Origin of the sequence: Mucilaginibacter sp. Mucisp86, from assembly GCF_047324315.1 — a bacterium.
In the GTDB taxonomy this organism is placed as follows: domain Bacteria; phylum Bacteroidota; class Bacteroidia; order Sphingobacteriales; family Sphingobacteriaceae; genus Mucilaginibacter.
Map to the genome: position 1 here is coordinate 4967323 of NZ_CP168503.1, position 12318 is coordinate 4979640.

General features: G+C 42.8%; 14 protein-coding genes. 11 read left to right on the forward strand and 3 right to left on the reverse strand.

What is annotated here, in order from left to right:
* The first annotated feature begins 230 nt into the window (after positions 1 to 230).
* Both ACEN9X_RS20925 and ACEN9X_RS20930 read left to right on the forward strand, forming a co-directional pair.
* Positions 231 to 1121: a phytanoyl-CoA dioxygenase family protein gene (locus tag ACEN9X_RS20925; protein WP_413666981.1), complete on the forward strand. Its 891-nt coding sequence runs from the start codon at positions 231 to 233 to the stop codon at positions 1119 to 1121.
* Positions 1122 to 1181: 60 nt separating this feature from the next.
* Complete coding sequence (locus tag ACEN9X_RS20930) at positions 1182 to 3239, forward strand: hypothetical protein (protein WP_413666982.1); 2058 nt, start codon at positions 1182 to 1184, stop codon at positions 3237 to 3239.
* Positions 3240 to 3401: 162 nt separating this feature from the next.
* Here the strand turns inward: ACEN9X_RS20930 and ACEN9X_RS20935 are convergent, their stop codons facing one another.
* Positions 3402 to 3677 (reverse strand): hypothetical protein, encoded by a 276-nt coding sequence (locus tag ACEN9X_RS20935; protein WP_413666983.1) that lies wholly within the window; start codon positions 3675 to 3677, stop codon positions 3402 to 3404.
* 371 nt (positions 3678 to 4048) lie between these two features.
* On the opposite strand from ACEN9X_RS20935, the gene ACEN9X_RS20940 reads away from it, so the two are divergent.
* From ACEN9X_RS20940 to ACEN9X_RS20950, 3 genes are all read left to right on the forward strand, one after another.
* Positions 4049 to 4834: a mechanosensitive ion channel family protein gene (locus tag ACEN9X_RS20940; RefSeq protein ID WP_413666984.1), complete on the forward strand. Its 786-nt coding sequence runs from the start codon at positions 4049 to 4051 to the stop codon at positions 4832 to 4834.
* A 13-nt stretch (positions 4835 to 4847) separates the two neighbouring features.
* Positions 4848 to 5351, forward strand: a complete 504-nt coding sequence (locus tag ACEN9X_RS20945) for an inorganic diphosphatase (RefSeq protein ID WP_413666985.1) — start codon at positions 4848 to 4850, stop codon at positions 5349 to 5351.
* Between the two features lie 81 nt (positions 5352 to 5432).
* Complete coding sequence (locus tag ACEN9X_RS20950) at positions 5433 to 5615, forward strand: hypothetical protein (RefSeq protein WP_413666986.1); 183 nt, start codon at positions 5433 to 5435, stop codon at positions 5613 to 5615.
* Between the two features lie 76 nt (positions 5616 to 5691).
* Here ACEN9X_RS20950 and ACEN9X_RS20955 read toward each other — a convergent pair whose 3' ends face one another.
* Positions 5692 to 6087, reverse strand: a complete 396-nt coding sequence (locus ACEN9X_RS20955; RefSeq protein ID WP_413666987.1) for a winged helix-turn-helix transcriptional regulator — start codon at positions 6085 to 6087, stop codon at positions 5692 to 5694.
* Positions 6088 to 6181: 94 nt separating this feature from the next.
* Between ACEN9X_RS20955 and ACEN9X_RS20960 the strand changes: the two genes are divergently transcribed.
* Complete coding sequence (locus tag ACEN9X_RS20960) at positions 6182 to 6541, forward strand: DoxX family protein (RefSeq protein ID WP_413666988.1); 360 nt, start codon at positions 6182 to 6184, stop codon at positions 6539 to 6541.
* A gap of 445 nt (positions 6542 to 6986) precedes the next feature.
* Here ACEN9X_RS20960 and ACEN9X_RS20965 read toward each other — a convergent pair whose 3' ends face one another.
* Positions 6987 to 7862: a glycoside hydrolase family 25 protein gene (locus ACEN9X_RS20965; protein WP_413666989.1), complete on the reverse strand. Its 876-nt coding sequence runs from the start codon at positions 7860 to 7862 to the stop codon at positions 6987 to 6989.
* 256 nt (positions 7863 to 8118) lie between these two features.
* Here ACEN9X_RS20965 and ACEN9X_RS20970 point away from each other — a divergent pair, with 256 nt between their 5' ends.
* The 5 genes from ACEN9X_RS20970 to ACEN9X_RS20990 all read left to right on the forward strand — a co-directional run bounded on the left by ACEN9X_RS20970 (position 8119) and on the right by ACEN9X_RS20990 (position 12230).
* Positions 8119 to 8556: a MarR family winged helix-turn-helix transcriptional regulator gene (locus ACEN9X_RS20970; RefSeq protein WP_413666990.1), complete on the forward strand. Its 438-nt coding sequence runs from the start codon at positions 8119 to 8121 to the stop codon at positions 8554 to 8556.
* 23 nt (positions 8557 to 8579) lie between these two features.
* Positions 8580 to 9842: an MFS transporter gene (locus tag ACEN9X_RS20975; RefSeq protein ID WP_413666991.1), complete on the forward strand. Its 1263-nt coding sequence runs from the start codon at positions 8580 to 8582 to the stop codon at positions 9840 to 9842.
* A gap of 21 nt (positions 9843 to 9863) precedes the next feature.
* A complete protein-coding gene (locus tag ACEN9X_RS20980) occupies positions 9864 to 10424 on the forward strand; it encodes an isochorismatase family protein (protein WP_413666992.1) in 561 nt (186 codons plus the stop codon).
* A gap of 210 nt (positions 10425 to 10634) precedes the next feature.
* On the forward strand, positions 10635 to 11291 hold the full coding sequence (locus tag ACEN9X_RS20985) for a phosphatase PAP2 family protein (protein WP_413666993.1): 657 nt from the start codon (positions 10635 to 10637) through the stop codon (positions 11289 to 11291).
* A gap of 129 nt (positions 11292 to 11420) precedes the next feature.
* Complete coding sequence (locus ACEN9X_RS20990) at positions 11421 to 12230, forward strand: patatin-like phospholipase family protein (RefSeq protein ID WP_413666994.1); 810 nt, start codon at positions 11421 to 11423, stop codon at positions 12228 to 12230.
* Positions 12231 to 12318: the final 88 nt, after the last annotated feature.

Sequence of the window (12318 nt, forward strand, 5' to 3'; positions counted from 1 at the left end):
GTTTGTCAAATAGTGAACGTTGACTATTTGAGTTTTTGTAACCTAAATAACTTGTAATCAATTATAAATAGCACAACAGGCATTTTTAAACCAGGAGCAGATTAAGGTAGTTTAAGCACAAAATACATATAGAAGATTAAAGGAACCCATTGAATTGGGTAGGGGAATACTCATGTCTAAACTCCTTTGAAACTGAGCGAAAAATCAAAATAAACTAAACAAAATTTCATATGGAAAATCTTAAGGAATCCTTCGAAAAAGAGGGGTATGTGATTGTTAATGTCTTAACCCTGGGTGAAATTGACCACTTCAGGTTGATCATGGACAAGTTGTTAAGCCCCCAAATTAAAGCAGCCGACAAGCAGGCCCATAGTTCCTCCTTCCAGCACCTGGGTGATGAGATCGCTTCGTTCGGGCAGGAAGCCCGTCAATATTATTTTCATTTACTGACCAAGGTGGGAACCGAACCGATTCATCATGCCTTTTATAACCCGGTGATACTAAAAGTAGTTGAAGAGATCATAGGGCCGAACCTGATCATCAACAATGCGTCGATACTGGCAGCAAATATAGGCACTTCTTATTCGCTGGGCTGGCACCGGGACGTCATCCAGATTCCGCAGGCTGAGATTGAAGACTGGATGTTTTCTAAAGAACGGTTTCATAACAGCGTACAAATCAATTTGCCATTAGTGGATGAAAACTCCCTTTGGATTGTACCGCGTAGCCATAACCGGCCTAATACCTTCGAAGAGAATGAAGCATTTCAGGGTTCGAAGCATTATGCCCCTGTTGGTGCCGAAATGCCGGGTGGTATTCCTGTTCGTTTAAAGGCCGGCCAGGCGGTGATCTATAATAACAATCTAATTCATCGGGGATATACCAAAAACATGGAACTACCCCGGCGGACCTTGCACATGGGTTACCATAGCGCAGCCTTTCCGCCTACCTGGCATTTTTATCTGCTCAACGCCGGTTTGTTAACACCTGAATATTTGGAGACACTTGACCCGACCATGCGCAGAATGATGAACGAATACCTGGAATGCAAACAGCAGTACCCGAATATGGGCGACACCTGGAAATACGATTATAATTTTCCAGGACAGGCTGCCAATTAAAATAGGAAAGCGCCTGATATAAAGGTGAACGAATTGATATAAATAAAAACAAATTATAATATGAAAACCAATATTTACAAAATACTTTTAAGTTTTTTGATTTTGATGTTGCCCTGCTGGCTTTATGCCCAACAGCCTGCTTTACCCCAACAAACAGACCGCTGGGCCATCCAGCCCGACGGAAGTATCAGGTGGACTATTAATGGCAGACTGCCACATGCAGATCATATTGAAATGTCGGGAGAAAAAGTGTCTGTTTGGGTTCAATATGGGTTAGACAGTGCCGGCAGGTCATCCGTTTCACGAACTGTGGTATTCCCTACATTCCGGATGTTGCCTGATGCCACCCGGAGCCACATTGATTATACTTTTCTGGATAATGAGTTGCCGCGTTTTTTTATCAACAGCAGGCAATTAAAGACTGACCTGTCCGTCGGGAAAAAATCGGGTAACCTTACTTATAATATTAAAAGCATCAGCCACAAAGGTATTATGCGTATAGAGGCAATAACGACTAATCCGGGGTTAGTGAAAATAGACCGGAGCATCTTTCCTTCAGTGGATAAACCTATGGTTATCGAAAAGTTTGTGTTTACCAATACTACTGATAAACCGGTCAGCATTTCCATGGAATCCCTGAAACGGGAGGTGAAAACGGACAGCATCACCAGTAAAGTGAGGCCGCACACGGTAATCATGGCATCTATCGGTGCTGGCAGCCGGGTGGTTCAACCGGGTGGGTATACTGCTTTTGCCGTTTATTACATGGCAACAGATTTTCCAGCCCAGCCTATTACCGTAAATGCAGATGCGGAAGAAAAAGCGCGTGAAAAACGCATCAATACTATTTTATCGCCATTGCAACTGCAAACACCTGACAACCTATTGAATACAGAGTTTAAATTTGCCAAGATCAGGGGAACAGAAAGTATTTACAAAACTAAGATAGGCTATATGCACGGCCCGGGCGGGTTGGCTTATTATGCCGCTATCTGGGCAAATGATCAGGCTGAATATACCTATCCTTTCTATGCATTCCTGGGTGATAGTATCGGGAATCTCGCTGCCATGACATCTTATCGTTTGTTCGCCAGGTACATGAACCCGGAATACAAAGCCATCCCAAGTTCAATTGTTGCCGAAGGCGATGCTGTGTGGCAAGGTGCCGGAGACAGAGGTGACCAGGCTATGCTTGCTTATGGGGCTTCAAGGTTTGCACTGGCTTATGGCCATCCTGATTCTGCAAAGGTATTATGGCCGCTCATCACCTGGTGCCTGGAATACTGCCACCGGAAATTGAATGATCAAGGTGTTGTCACTTCCAATTCTGATGAACTGGAGGGACGTTTCCCATCTGGTAAAGCCAATATACCAACGAGCAGTCTTTATTATGGCGCGTTAGTATCCGCGGCTAATTTGGGGAAACAATTGCATCAGCCTAAAGCGCAAACAGATGAATATTTAAAACAAGCCGCCGTGCTTAAAGTAAATATCGAGAAATATTTCGGGGGGAGGGTAGAGGGCTTTGAAACGTATAAATATTATGAAACCAATAACGTACTTCGTGCCTGGATTTGCGTGCCGCTTACCATGGGTATCTTAAACAGGGCCGAGGGAACAGTCAACGCATTGTTTTCACCAAGGCTATGGACGGCGGATGGATTGGCCACAGAGGCAGGTAAAGAAACATTTTGGGACCGCTCCACCCTCTACGCGCTTCGTGGGGTGTTCCAGGCTGGTAAAACAGAAAGAGCAATGGATTACCTTCGTTACTATTCACGCAGAAGGTTGTTAGGAGAACACGTCCCTTATCCGGTGGAAGCCTATCCTGAAGGCAATCAAAGGCATTTATCGGCCGAGGGTGGATTATATTGCCGGATATTTATTGAAGGCGTGTTTGGGATACTGCCAACTGGTTTTAACAGCTTTGATTGTACCCCAAGGCTACCAAAGGGGTGGAATGAAATGTCCTTGAATAATATCCATTCGTTTGGGCATGTGTTCGATCTTAAAATATCGAGGTTAAATAATCGGAAACTAAATATTACTATTACCAAGGGCAGTAAAATAATCAAATACAAAATAAATGATGGTAGTACTCAAACGATAGCTTTATAATGTTTTAATACCAATGGCACAACTATCGGCTAATGTAGGTGTTAATGATTTTAAGGTCCCTGAGGTCATTAAAAATCGTAGATAGGATCCTTTAGTATCTAACCGTTTAGCATTTTAGGTTCAGATTGAGTTGGGGCAGGTTTCTTAAGAACCCTGCCCTTTTTATGCGGGGGTATTCACTTGTCTTTCGCTTATCGAACGGGTAAGCTTGCCTAAAGTTTTAAAAGCATCGTCAATGCAGGTTGTCCACAGAGGGCAGCAGTTTATCCGCATAAAATTTTGAATAGGCTTATGAGCTTTATATTTTTTGTCGAGGCCTGTATGACCTTTGGCAAGTGTGGTAATTACGTTCTGCAATAATTGGAAATCATTAAGCGAACGCTTTTTGAGTAATTTTAAATCTTTGAAGAATTTGGTTGAGGTGACGATCTCGAACATGACCGGGTTAGATGCTTTTAAACAAATCGTCCACGTTTTTGAATTTTTTCCCTTTACCGGCTTTCAACTCTCCCATAGCCGCAGTGGTTTCCGTATTAGGGATTTTGCTCTTTTTTTACTTTAATTTTTACACCCAACTCTTTAAGGATGTCCTTAACCAAACGTGTTTTATCGTCAGGAACTATTATCTCGAGTGTCTGCATATACAAAAATAATCAATAATCTGTTTAGTTTATAAGTATCTGTCGTTGGGGTTTAGGTATGGTCTAATCATCGAAGATAAAAACGTATATAGCTATTAAAACAAACCCTTCCTTCATATATGCGTTAAGCTTTAGTTGTTTTTTATTCAGAAGCTAAACAATTGCATTATGAAAATAGAGAAGTTTTACGACCAGGCATACATTTGGATAATTCGTTACGCACCTGGTTTTTTGATAGGGTTATTGGTTTTATTTGTAGGCTTATGGCTTATTAACCTGCTGCTTAAATGGTGGCGGGGGCACATGGAAAAAAAGGAAATAGACCCCACCATAAAGCCCTTTTTGCAAAGCCTTGTTGGCGTTATACTTCGTGTGTTGCTGATATTAGGTGTTGTGCAGATTATGGGTGTGCCTATCACTCTGTTTACAGCGCTTGTTGGTGCTTTTGGTGTGGCAGTCGGTTTGGCGCTTTCAGGTACGCTGCAAAATTTTGCCAGCGGGGTGCTTATCCTTTTACTCAAACCCTTTGTTGTTGGTGATAATATCATAGCCCAGGGACTTGAAGGTACAGTTACCGCTATCCAGATTTTTTATACCATTGTTAAAACCTTCGATAACAGGATAGTGATCATGCCTAACAGCAAACTATCAAACGAGGTGATCATTAACATTAGCAGGGAAGGAACACGCAGGTTGGATATTGAACTGAAGTTTACCAATAATATCGATTTTAATGAGGTGAAGTCGGTGATTAATTCCTCTATCGATAAATCAAAAAATATATTGGAAACGCCCGATCGAAGGATTGGTATAGCCGGACTGGATCCTGATGGCTACCGGGTAGGGGTAAATGTTTGGGTACATGCACACGGTTTTCAGGATACCAAGCTGGCTGTGCAGGAGAACATTTTGCAGGACATAAAATCAGCAGGAATCAAGATTCCCGGTTTATAAAAACAGGTGAGGTATGGAAAATTTAGAAAACAACATCACCGTGATTGTTGAAACGCCCAGGGGCAGCGGGCACAAGTATAATTATGAAGCCGCAACAAAGCAATTCAGGCTTAAAAAACTGCTGCCGGCAGGTATGGTTTTTCCGTTTGATTTTGGGTTTATACCCAATACACTTGGTGGCGATGGCGATCCGCTGGATGTACTGGTAATATCTGAAATAGGTACGTTCCCCGGATGTGTGATAGATTGCCGCCTGATAGGGGCTTTTAAGGTCGAACAGATTAACACCGCTGGACAGCGTTACAGAAATGACAGGTTTTTAGCAGTGCCGGAGGTATCCAAAATTTTTACCGGCCTGCATGATGCCGCGCAATTGCCGCCAAACCTGGTTGACCAAATAGAAGCATTTTTTACCAACTACAGCCGCCTCGAATCCAAAGAGTTTAAATTAATGGAACGGCTTGGTGCAGAGGGGGCTATGGAGCTTGTTAATAATGCGGCTATCAGTAATGAGTAGTACCGTATCAAATTAATAAAACTCAATCGCTTTTTGACTGTTTTAATATTATAAACATTGTTGAATTTAAATACAGTTATTATGAAAGGTCAACAGGATTTTAAGAATAATGCTAATGCACAAGGCAGGCCAACTGCCGACCGCGCTTTTACTAATCATAATAATGCCCAAAAGCAAAAAGGCACAAGCAATGCAGGTGGGCAGCGTTCTGATCAAACATCAGGCGGGGACAGCGCCCATCATCCCGAAAAGAAAAAAGCGTAATATTCTTATTAATAAAAGCGCCCCTGCTTACCAGGTAGGGGCGCTTTGTATTTGATTTTAAAGTAAGCGTATAAAATTAAACTGCTATTGCTTTTCTTGCTTCGGCTTCATCGCGGCTCATTTGTTTAATATGCTCACGGTGTTTCATCCCCCATTCACGCATTTCATTAATGACATTCCCAAGCGAATCGGCATATTCCGTACGTTCATAAATCACAGTTACAGGTGTGGTATCATAAACCGTCCTTTTAATAAACCCATTTAATTCAAGGTCGCGGAGTTCTTTGGAGAGCACTTTGGGAGTGATACTTTCCAGCTCACGCTGAAGTTCCTTAAACCGTTTAGTCCCTGTCATCAAACTTACCAATAGCAGTAATTTCCATTTGCCGTTTACCACGTAAAGTGTATCGCGTACTGCATTTATGGCGGCATTGCAGGCTTCTTTTGTGCGAATGATTGGTTCTTTATTCATGATCGCTATCCTCAACGATACCGGTATCCTTTAGGATAGTAGTATCTTTTTGATAGCAAAGGTAATTAAGTTTGCGCAAAACAAACAACAACAAATGAAAACTACTAAGATCTTTTACTGGATATTGACAGCCATTGTAGCATTGATGATGGCTTTTTCATGCTACTCCTATTTAACAAAACCCGAAATGGCTGCCGCTTTCCATCATTTAGGTTTCCCCGATTATTTTAGGGTTGAACTGGCAATAGCCAAACTTATCGGCGCAATATTATTATTGGTTCCTGTATCTGCAAGGTTGAAAGAGTGGACTTATGCAGGATTTACTTTTGTATTTGTTTCGGCCTTTATAGCGCATACCGCGTCGGGTGATCCGGTTGCAAACCGTGTTATGCCGTTAGTGTTTTTGGGGATTTTGGGAGGATCATATTTTTTGTATTATAAAAAGCAGCAGTAACTTGCGAGATGTGTAGCTTACGTCTTCGCCACCTCTTCATTGCGAGTAGCCATCAGGGAAATCCTAAAAAAAATCGTGATGACGTATACAATATATTTTAGCGATGGTGCGCGGGGCCGCGTTAGGGATTGCAGTGAAAAGCCCGAAGCGAGCGTTGGGTTTGTGTGCAGGCAAAGCGAGGACTTGTAACGGAAAGCCCGGGCCGGAGGCAACGCTCACATTTATCAAATTATTGAAGAGAATACACTTAATAATCAATAACTTACAATCAATTCATTATAAGGCACGAAGCAATACCCAAGAAGCAGAGCGGCTAAGCAAGTCCTCCCTGTATAGTTCGCGATTATTAATAAATATAATTTGATTTTTATAGGTATTAATGAGCTCCCTACGGTCGGTTGTCTTCGTACCTCGCAATGACGGGGAAGAATATTCCTTTAGTCACTTACGGCACCAGCAATTTCTCAAACTCCGTACTATCTCCCTTAAAAACGTTGAAATCTACAACATGGTTGATGCCGTTAACATGTGCCTTATCCGAATGCTGCCAGAATTTCCAATTTGTTTTATTTGATACCAGCAGTTTGGGCTGATAGTAATGGGCTATCCAAAGGGTATAACCATCAAAATATCCTTCCAGATAATCCTGGTAAAATTTAAGGTTGGTGTAGATGATAGGCTTGATTCCTGTACGCGTTTCAATTGTTTTGATAAAGCTTTCTAATTGCTCACGCATCTTTTCGGGACTGGTACGATACAATCTCTCAATATCCACCACCATTGGCAGGTCGCCTTTTTCGGTTTTTACGGTTTGCAGGAAAAACTTGGCCTGCCATACGCCGCTTTTTTGCGGAAGAAAAAAATGATAAGCGCCGCACATGATCCCGGCCTTTGGAGCCTCACGCCAGTTACGCTGAAAATAGGGGTCGACGCTTAATACGCCTTCTGTAGCTTTGATAAATGCAAAGCTGATATGAACATCGCCCTCGCGCATGGCCTTCACCTGTTTCCAGTTGATGCGCCCCTGGTATGATGATACATCAATACCATATACGGTATAGCCGTCGGGGATATGGATGGCAAAATCCTTGTATTTACGATAATGCGTATCCTCGCCGGCGTCCATGATCCATCGCCACGTGGCGCTGCCAAACTTTAAGATATAACCATAATAAAAAGGAGAAAGCAGGATGAGCAGCATAGCGCCTATAGCCACTATCCACTGGGGGGAGAAATTGGTCTGCTGTTTTGCTTTAACTACCAGTTTTTTACGGGCAGGCGCTTTCTTTCTTACAGGTGTTTTCTTTTCAGGAGCAGGCACGGGGTAAAAATACGAAAACGAACCGTTGATTAGGGATGATTACGTTGATTGCGCTGATTTTTTTGATGATCATGGCTAACGCCAATGCTGTGGTTGACGTTGTTGTCAATAACCTCGGAGGATATATAGTAAGTAAGCCAATCAAAATCAACGTAATCAGTGAAATCAAAAAAAACAGCGGTCAGGTTTTACACTCCCTTAACAAAACAACCTCTATATTTGTAAGGTAAACTTACAAGTTTAACTGATTAATTATATGAGCAACGAAAAAGAGATTCAACTGGCTTCCGAATTGCGGTTTATTATAGGCCGGCTTAGTAAAAAGATCAGGAAGACATCGGCCACTGCCGAAAAGCTTTCGCTTACCGAGCGGTCAACCATGGCGCTGATTTTTCAGCATGAAGAGATCCTGCCTAATGAGCTGGCAGCTATGGAGAAGATCACCACGCAATCTATGTCGCAGATCCTGAGTAATCTGCTTAATCTTGGGTTGATCAAAAGGCGCATCTCAGCGTTAGACAAGCGCAAGGTGATCATTTCGCTTTCGGAAGAGGGGATCAGCCTCATTCACAAATCAAGAAGCGAAAAAGACGAATGGCTTAACCGTGCGCTTGAAGCTACTTGCACTGCCGAAGAACAGGAAGTTTTGAAGAAAGCCTTGACGCCGCTGGCCAAACTTGTAGACTTTGATTAATAAAAACCGACAGAAAGTGATAGATGAGTAAGATAAGTACATTCAACGCTTTTAAAAGCCGCAACTACCGGTTGTATTTTGCCGGGCAATCCGTTTCTTTACTGGGTACCTGGATGCAGAAAACAGCCGTGAGCTGGGTGATCTATTCGCAAACCCATTCCAAGTTTATGTTGGGTTTAAGCCTGTTTGCAAGTTTGTTCCCCTCGTTCCTGTTTTCGTTTTTGGGTGGTGTGGTTTCTGACAGGTATAACCGCTTTAAAGTACTGCTATTTACACAAGTGGCCTCAATGATACAAGCCATTTTGCTCACTATGCTGGTGTTTTTTGGCTATTATTCGGTTTGGGCAATCATGGCATTGACCGCTGTTTTAGGGCTTATTAACGCATTTGACGTACCTGCAAGGCAATCATTAGTTTATGAAATGGTTGATGATAAGTCGGACCTGCCCAATGCGCTTGCCCTTAACTCTTCTATGGTGAACCTGTCGCGGTTAATAGGGCCGGGGATAGCAGGCCTGATCATTGAAAAATTTGGTGATTCGGTTTGTTTTGGGGCCAATGCGGTAAGCTTCGTTGCCGTAATTGGCTCATTACTGATGATGCGTTTGCCCAAATTTACGCCCAAACCCCATGGTAAAAACGTATTTGCCGATCTGAAGGACGGTTTCGAATACATCAGGAATACACCCACAATCATGTTTATGTTGCTGATGCTTGCTTCGATAAGCCTGTTTGTACTCCCTTTTAGTACGCTGATACCGGTTTATGCTAAGGATATATTTAAAGGAAGGGCATCAACATTTGGGGTGATTGATAGTGTAATAGGGCTTGGTGCTTTTGGTGGCGGCATTTTCCTGGCCTCATTAAGTGCCGGTACCGATCTTAAAAAGATCCTTGCTGTTAATACGCTGGTATTTGCGGTGGGGCTAATCGCATTTTCGCATATGCACAACTACCCTGTTGCGTTGTTTTTCTCGGCCATTATAGGTTTCGGTATGATGTCACAGGTTACCATTGGCAATACTATTATTCAAACTACTGCAAGTCCCGAAATGCGCGGCCGGGTAATCAGTTATTACGCGATGTCTTTTTTTGGGATGCAGCCGCTTGGCGGTTTGCTTATTGGTGCGGTTTCGCAAAAGATAGGTGTACCCGATACTGTTTTGGCCGAAGGCATGATAGCACTGCTTTTGGGCATTATACATTTTGGTTTTTTACGGCGCAGCAGGCTTAAAAAGAAAGCAATGGCTGCCATGCAACAGCAACCCACTGAGGCAATTTCTTAAACATTAAACAATCAAATTATCATGATAACTACACTTGATCAAAACACAGCACTTGTACTGATAGATTTGCAGAAATACATTGTACAACTTACGGGGGCTCACCCAATGGCCGATATCCTTGAAAAATCGGCTCAACTGGTGGAAGCCTTTCGCAAGGCCGGAAAACCCATTGTTGTTGTTCATGTAGAACCAACAGGTGCAGCCTTTAAAACAAGGCGTGACAACAAAGCGAACAGCATGACCGAACTCCCGGCCGACTGGAATGAAATAGCTCCTGAAATTAAAACCGAACCAACAGACATTTTTATCACCAAAAAAACCTGGGGCGCTTTTTATAACACTGGTTTACACGAAGAACTGCAAAAAAGAGGTATTACGCAAATTGTACTGGCGGGAGTAGCAACCAGCATAGGTGTTGAAGCCACAGCCCGCTCGGCTAATGAGTTTGCTTACAACATCGCCTTTGCCAGCGATGCAATGACCGATATGTTTGCCGAAGCGCATGCTCACAGCTTCAAATACATTTTCCCGAGGATAGGCGAGGTGGGGACTGCTGCCGAGATCATTGAGAAATTGGGGTAGATAATAGTAAGTTTACAAATAAGATACATCTGCTTTGTACCTGACCAGGTAAGTTGAAGAACCCAGACTTACGAAGTTTCAAAAACTTCGTAAGTCTTATTCCTATGGCTATCCATCGCTCGTGCTTTTACTGCCCAGCGCACAAACAATCTCCTTGCAATGGGTATTTATAGCTAAATTAGCAGTACAGTAAGTTGCCGCTGAACATCTATGAAGAAAATCTCCCCGCTTAAATTTCTGGTAGTTTTAATTCATTTGCAGGGCTTATTTATTTGCTTCACAAACAAAGTATTAGCCCAGGCCGATTCGGCGAAAATTACCGTGAACAGCCCGGCATTTATTCCACCTGCAATTCAGCGCTGGGATGATCGTGTGATGATCGATCTCCAAAATCAGCGAACGCCCGGGCAAACAGGCTTTTTCATGTTTCTGAGTAAAAATGTTTTGTATGGCGATATCGGGATTCCGGCAGGTTTATTAGTAGGAGGGATTGTAAGCAATAACAAAGAAATGCGGCAAAACGCGGGCTATGTAGCCAGCAGCACAGCAGTATCCTACGGTTTTATGCTGCTGATCAAACACCTGGTAAAGCGGCCGCGGCCATTTATTCAAAATATCAATATTACACCTGTTTACAGGGCTGGCGGTACTTCCTTCCCATCAGGGCATACCTCATCAAGTTTTGCCACAGCCACAGCCTTATCTGCTGCTTATCCCAAGTGGTACGTGATTGCGCCATCTTTTTTTTGGGCCGGGGCTACAAGTTATTCAAGAATGTATTTAGGTGTTCATTATCCTACCGATGTGGCAGCCGGATTAACATTGGGTGTGGGTAGTGCAGCGGCGATGTCTTTTTTGAAGAAGTAGCAGTATCGGTTGCTCAATATGCAAATATGATTTGATGGAAAATTTTTCCTTATTTGAATAAAGTAATATATTGACCTCAATGTTCAGGTAGCCTGCCTTGGTTAGCTGTTGATGATAACCTAATACAAAATGAATACAAACATCGATCAAAACGGCTCAAGAAAGATAGGATTGGTGCTGTCGGGCGGCGGTGTACGTGGTGTCGCCCATTTGGGGGTGATGCAGGCGCTGACCGATCACGGTATTAAGTTTTCACACATCTCGGGCACAAGTGCAGGCGCAATAGCTGCCGCTTTTTTTGCAGAGGGATATGAACCAAAAGAAATTCTTAGGATCATTAAAGATAACAGCCTGCTTAAATTGTTGCGCCCGGCCTTTGGCAGCAACGGTTTGATCTCTATACTACATACCCGGGTATTGATCAATAAATATATTCCGCATAACTCCTTTCAACAGCTTAAAACGCGTGTTACCATTCCGGCGGTCGACATTGGAGAAGCAAAACTGGTTTACTTTACCGAGGGCGAACTGGACATAGCTATTTTGGCGTCCTGCTGCCTACCCGGCATCTTCAGGCCTATTATCATTAAGGATCATATGTTTGTTGATGGGGGCATACTTAATAATTTCCCGGTTGAGCCGTTGGTGGGCAATTGCGACTTTATCATAGGCTCTTGCTGTAATCATTTGCCGGTTGTATCAACAATTAAATCTTTCGGAAGCCTGGTTGACAGGGCTGCCATGATAACGATCAATTCGGGCCTTAATGCACATAAAATGTTGTGCGACATAGTTATTGAACCACATGGCTTGGGTGGCTATGGCATTTTTGACACCGATGCTGCCGAAGAAATCTATATGATTGGCTACGAGGAAGGTTTAAAAACCATCCATAGTAACGAAAAGTTAAAAGAGGTTATTCATAAGCTCAAAGGATAAAATCTACTTGTAATGGATATGCAATGTAGCTTAAAATTGCTGTTAGGAATAGACAAAAGATCTGAAAACAGATTTGATAATGTCTTAA

Bases quoted from the DNA above. Each gene is read 5' to 3' on its own strand.
- ACEN9X_RS20990 (WP_413666994.1), top strand. From the start codon at position 11,421: ATGAATACAAACATCGATCAAAACGGCTCAAGAAAGATAGGATTGGTG.
- ACEN9X_RS20955 (WP_413666987.1), bottom strand. From the start codon at position 6,087: ATGAATAAAGAACCAATCATTCGCACAAAAGAAGCCTGCAATGCCGCC.
- ACEN9X_RS20940 (WP_413666984.1), top strand. From the start codon at position 4,049: ATGAAAATAGAGAAGTTTTACGACCAGGCATACATTTGGATAATTCGT.
- ACEN9X_RS20930 (WP_413666982.1), top strand. From the start codon at position 1,182: ATGAAAACCAATATTTACAAAATACTTTTAAGTTTTTTGATTTTGATG.
- ACEN9X_RS20960 (WP_413666988.1), top strand. From the start codon at position 6,182: ATGAAAACTACTAAGATCTTTTACTGGATATTGACAGCCATTGTAGCA.
- ACEN9X_RS20975 (WP_413666991.1), top strand. From the start codon at position 8,580: ATGAGTAAGATAAGTACATTCAACGCTTTTAAAAGCCGCAACTACCGG.
- ACEN9X_RS20970 (WP_413666990.1), top strand. From the start codon at position 8,119: ATGAGCAACGAAAAAGAGATTCAACTGGCTTCCGAATTGCGGTTTATT.
- ACEN9X_RS20925 (WP_413666981.1), top strand. From the start codon at position 231: ATGGAAAATCTTAAGGAATCCTTCGAAAAAGAGGGGTATGTGATTGTT.
- ACEN9X_RS20945 (WP_413666985.1), top strand. From the start codon at position 4,848: ATGGAAAATTTAGAAAACAACATCACCGTGATTGTTGAAACGCCCAGG.
- ACEN9X_RS20935 (WP_413666983.1), bottom strand. From the start codon at position 3,677: ATGTTCGAGATCGTCACCTCAACCAAATTCTTCAAAGATTTAAAATTA.
- ACEN9X_RS20980 (WP_413666992.1), top strand. From the start codon at position 9,864: ATGATAACTACACTTGATCAAAACACAGCACTTGTACTGATAGATTTG.
- ACEN9X_RS20950 (WP_413666986.1), top strand. From the start codon at position 5,433: ATGAAAGGTCAACAGGATTTTAAGAATAATGCTAATGCACAAGGCAGG.
- ACEN9X_RS20985 (WP_413666993.1), top strand. From the start codon at position 10,635: ATGAAGAAAATCTCCCCGCTTAAATTTCTGGTAGTTTTAATTCATTTG.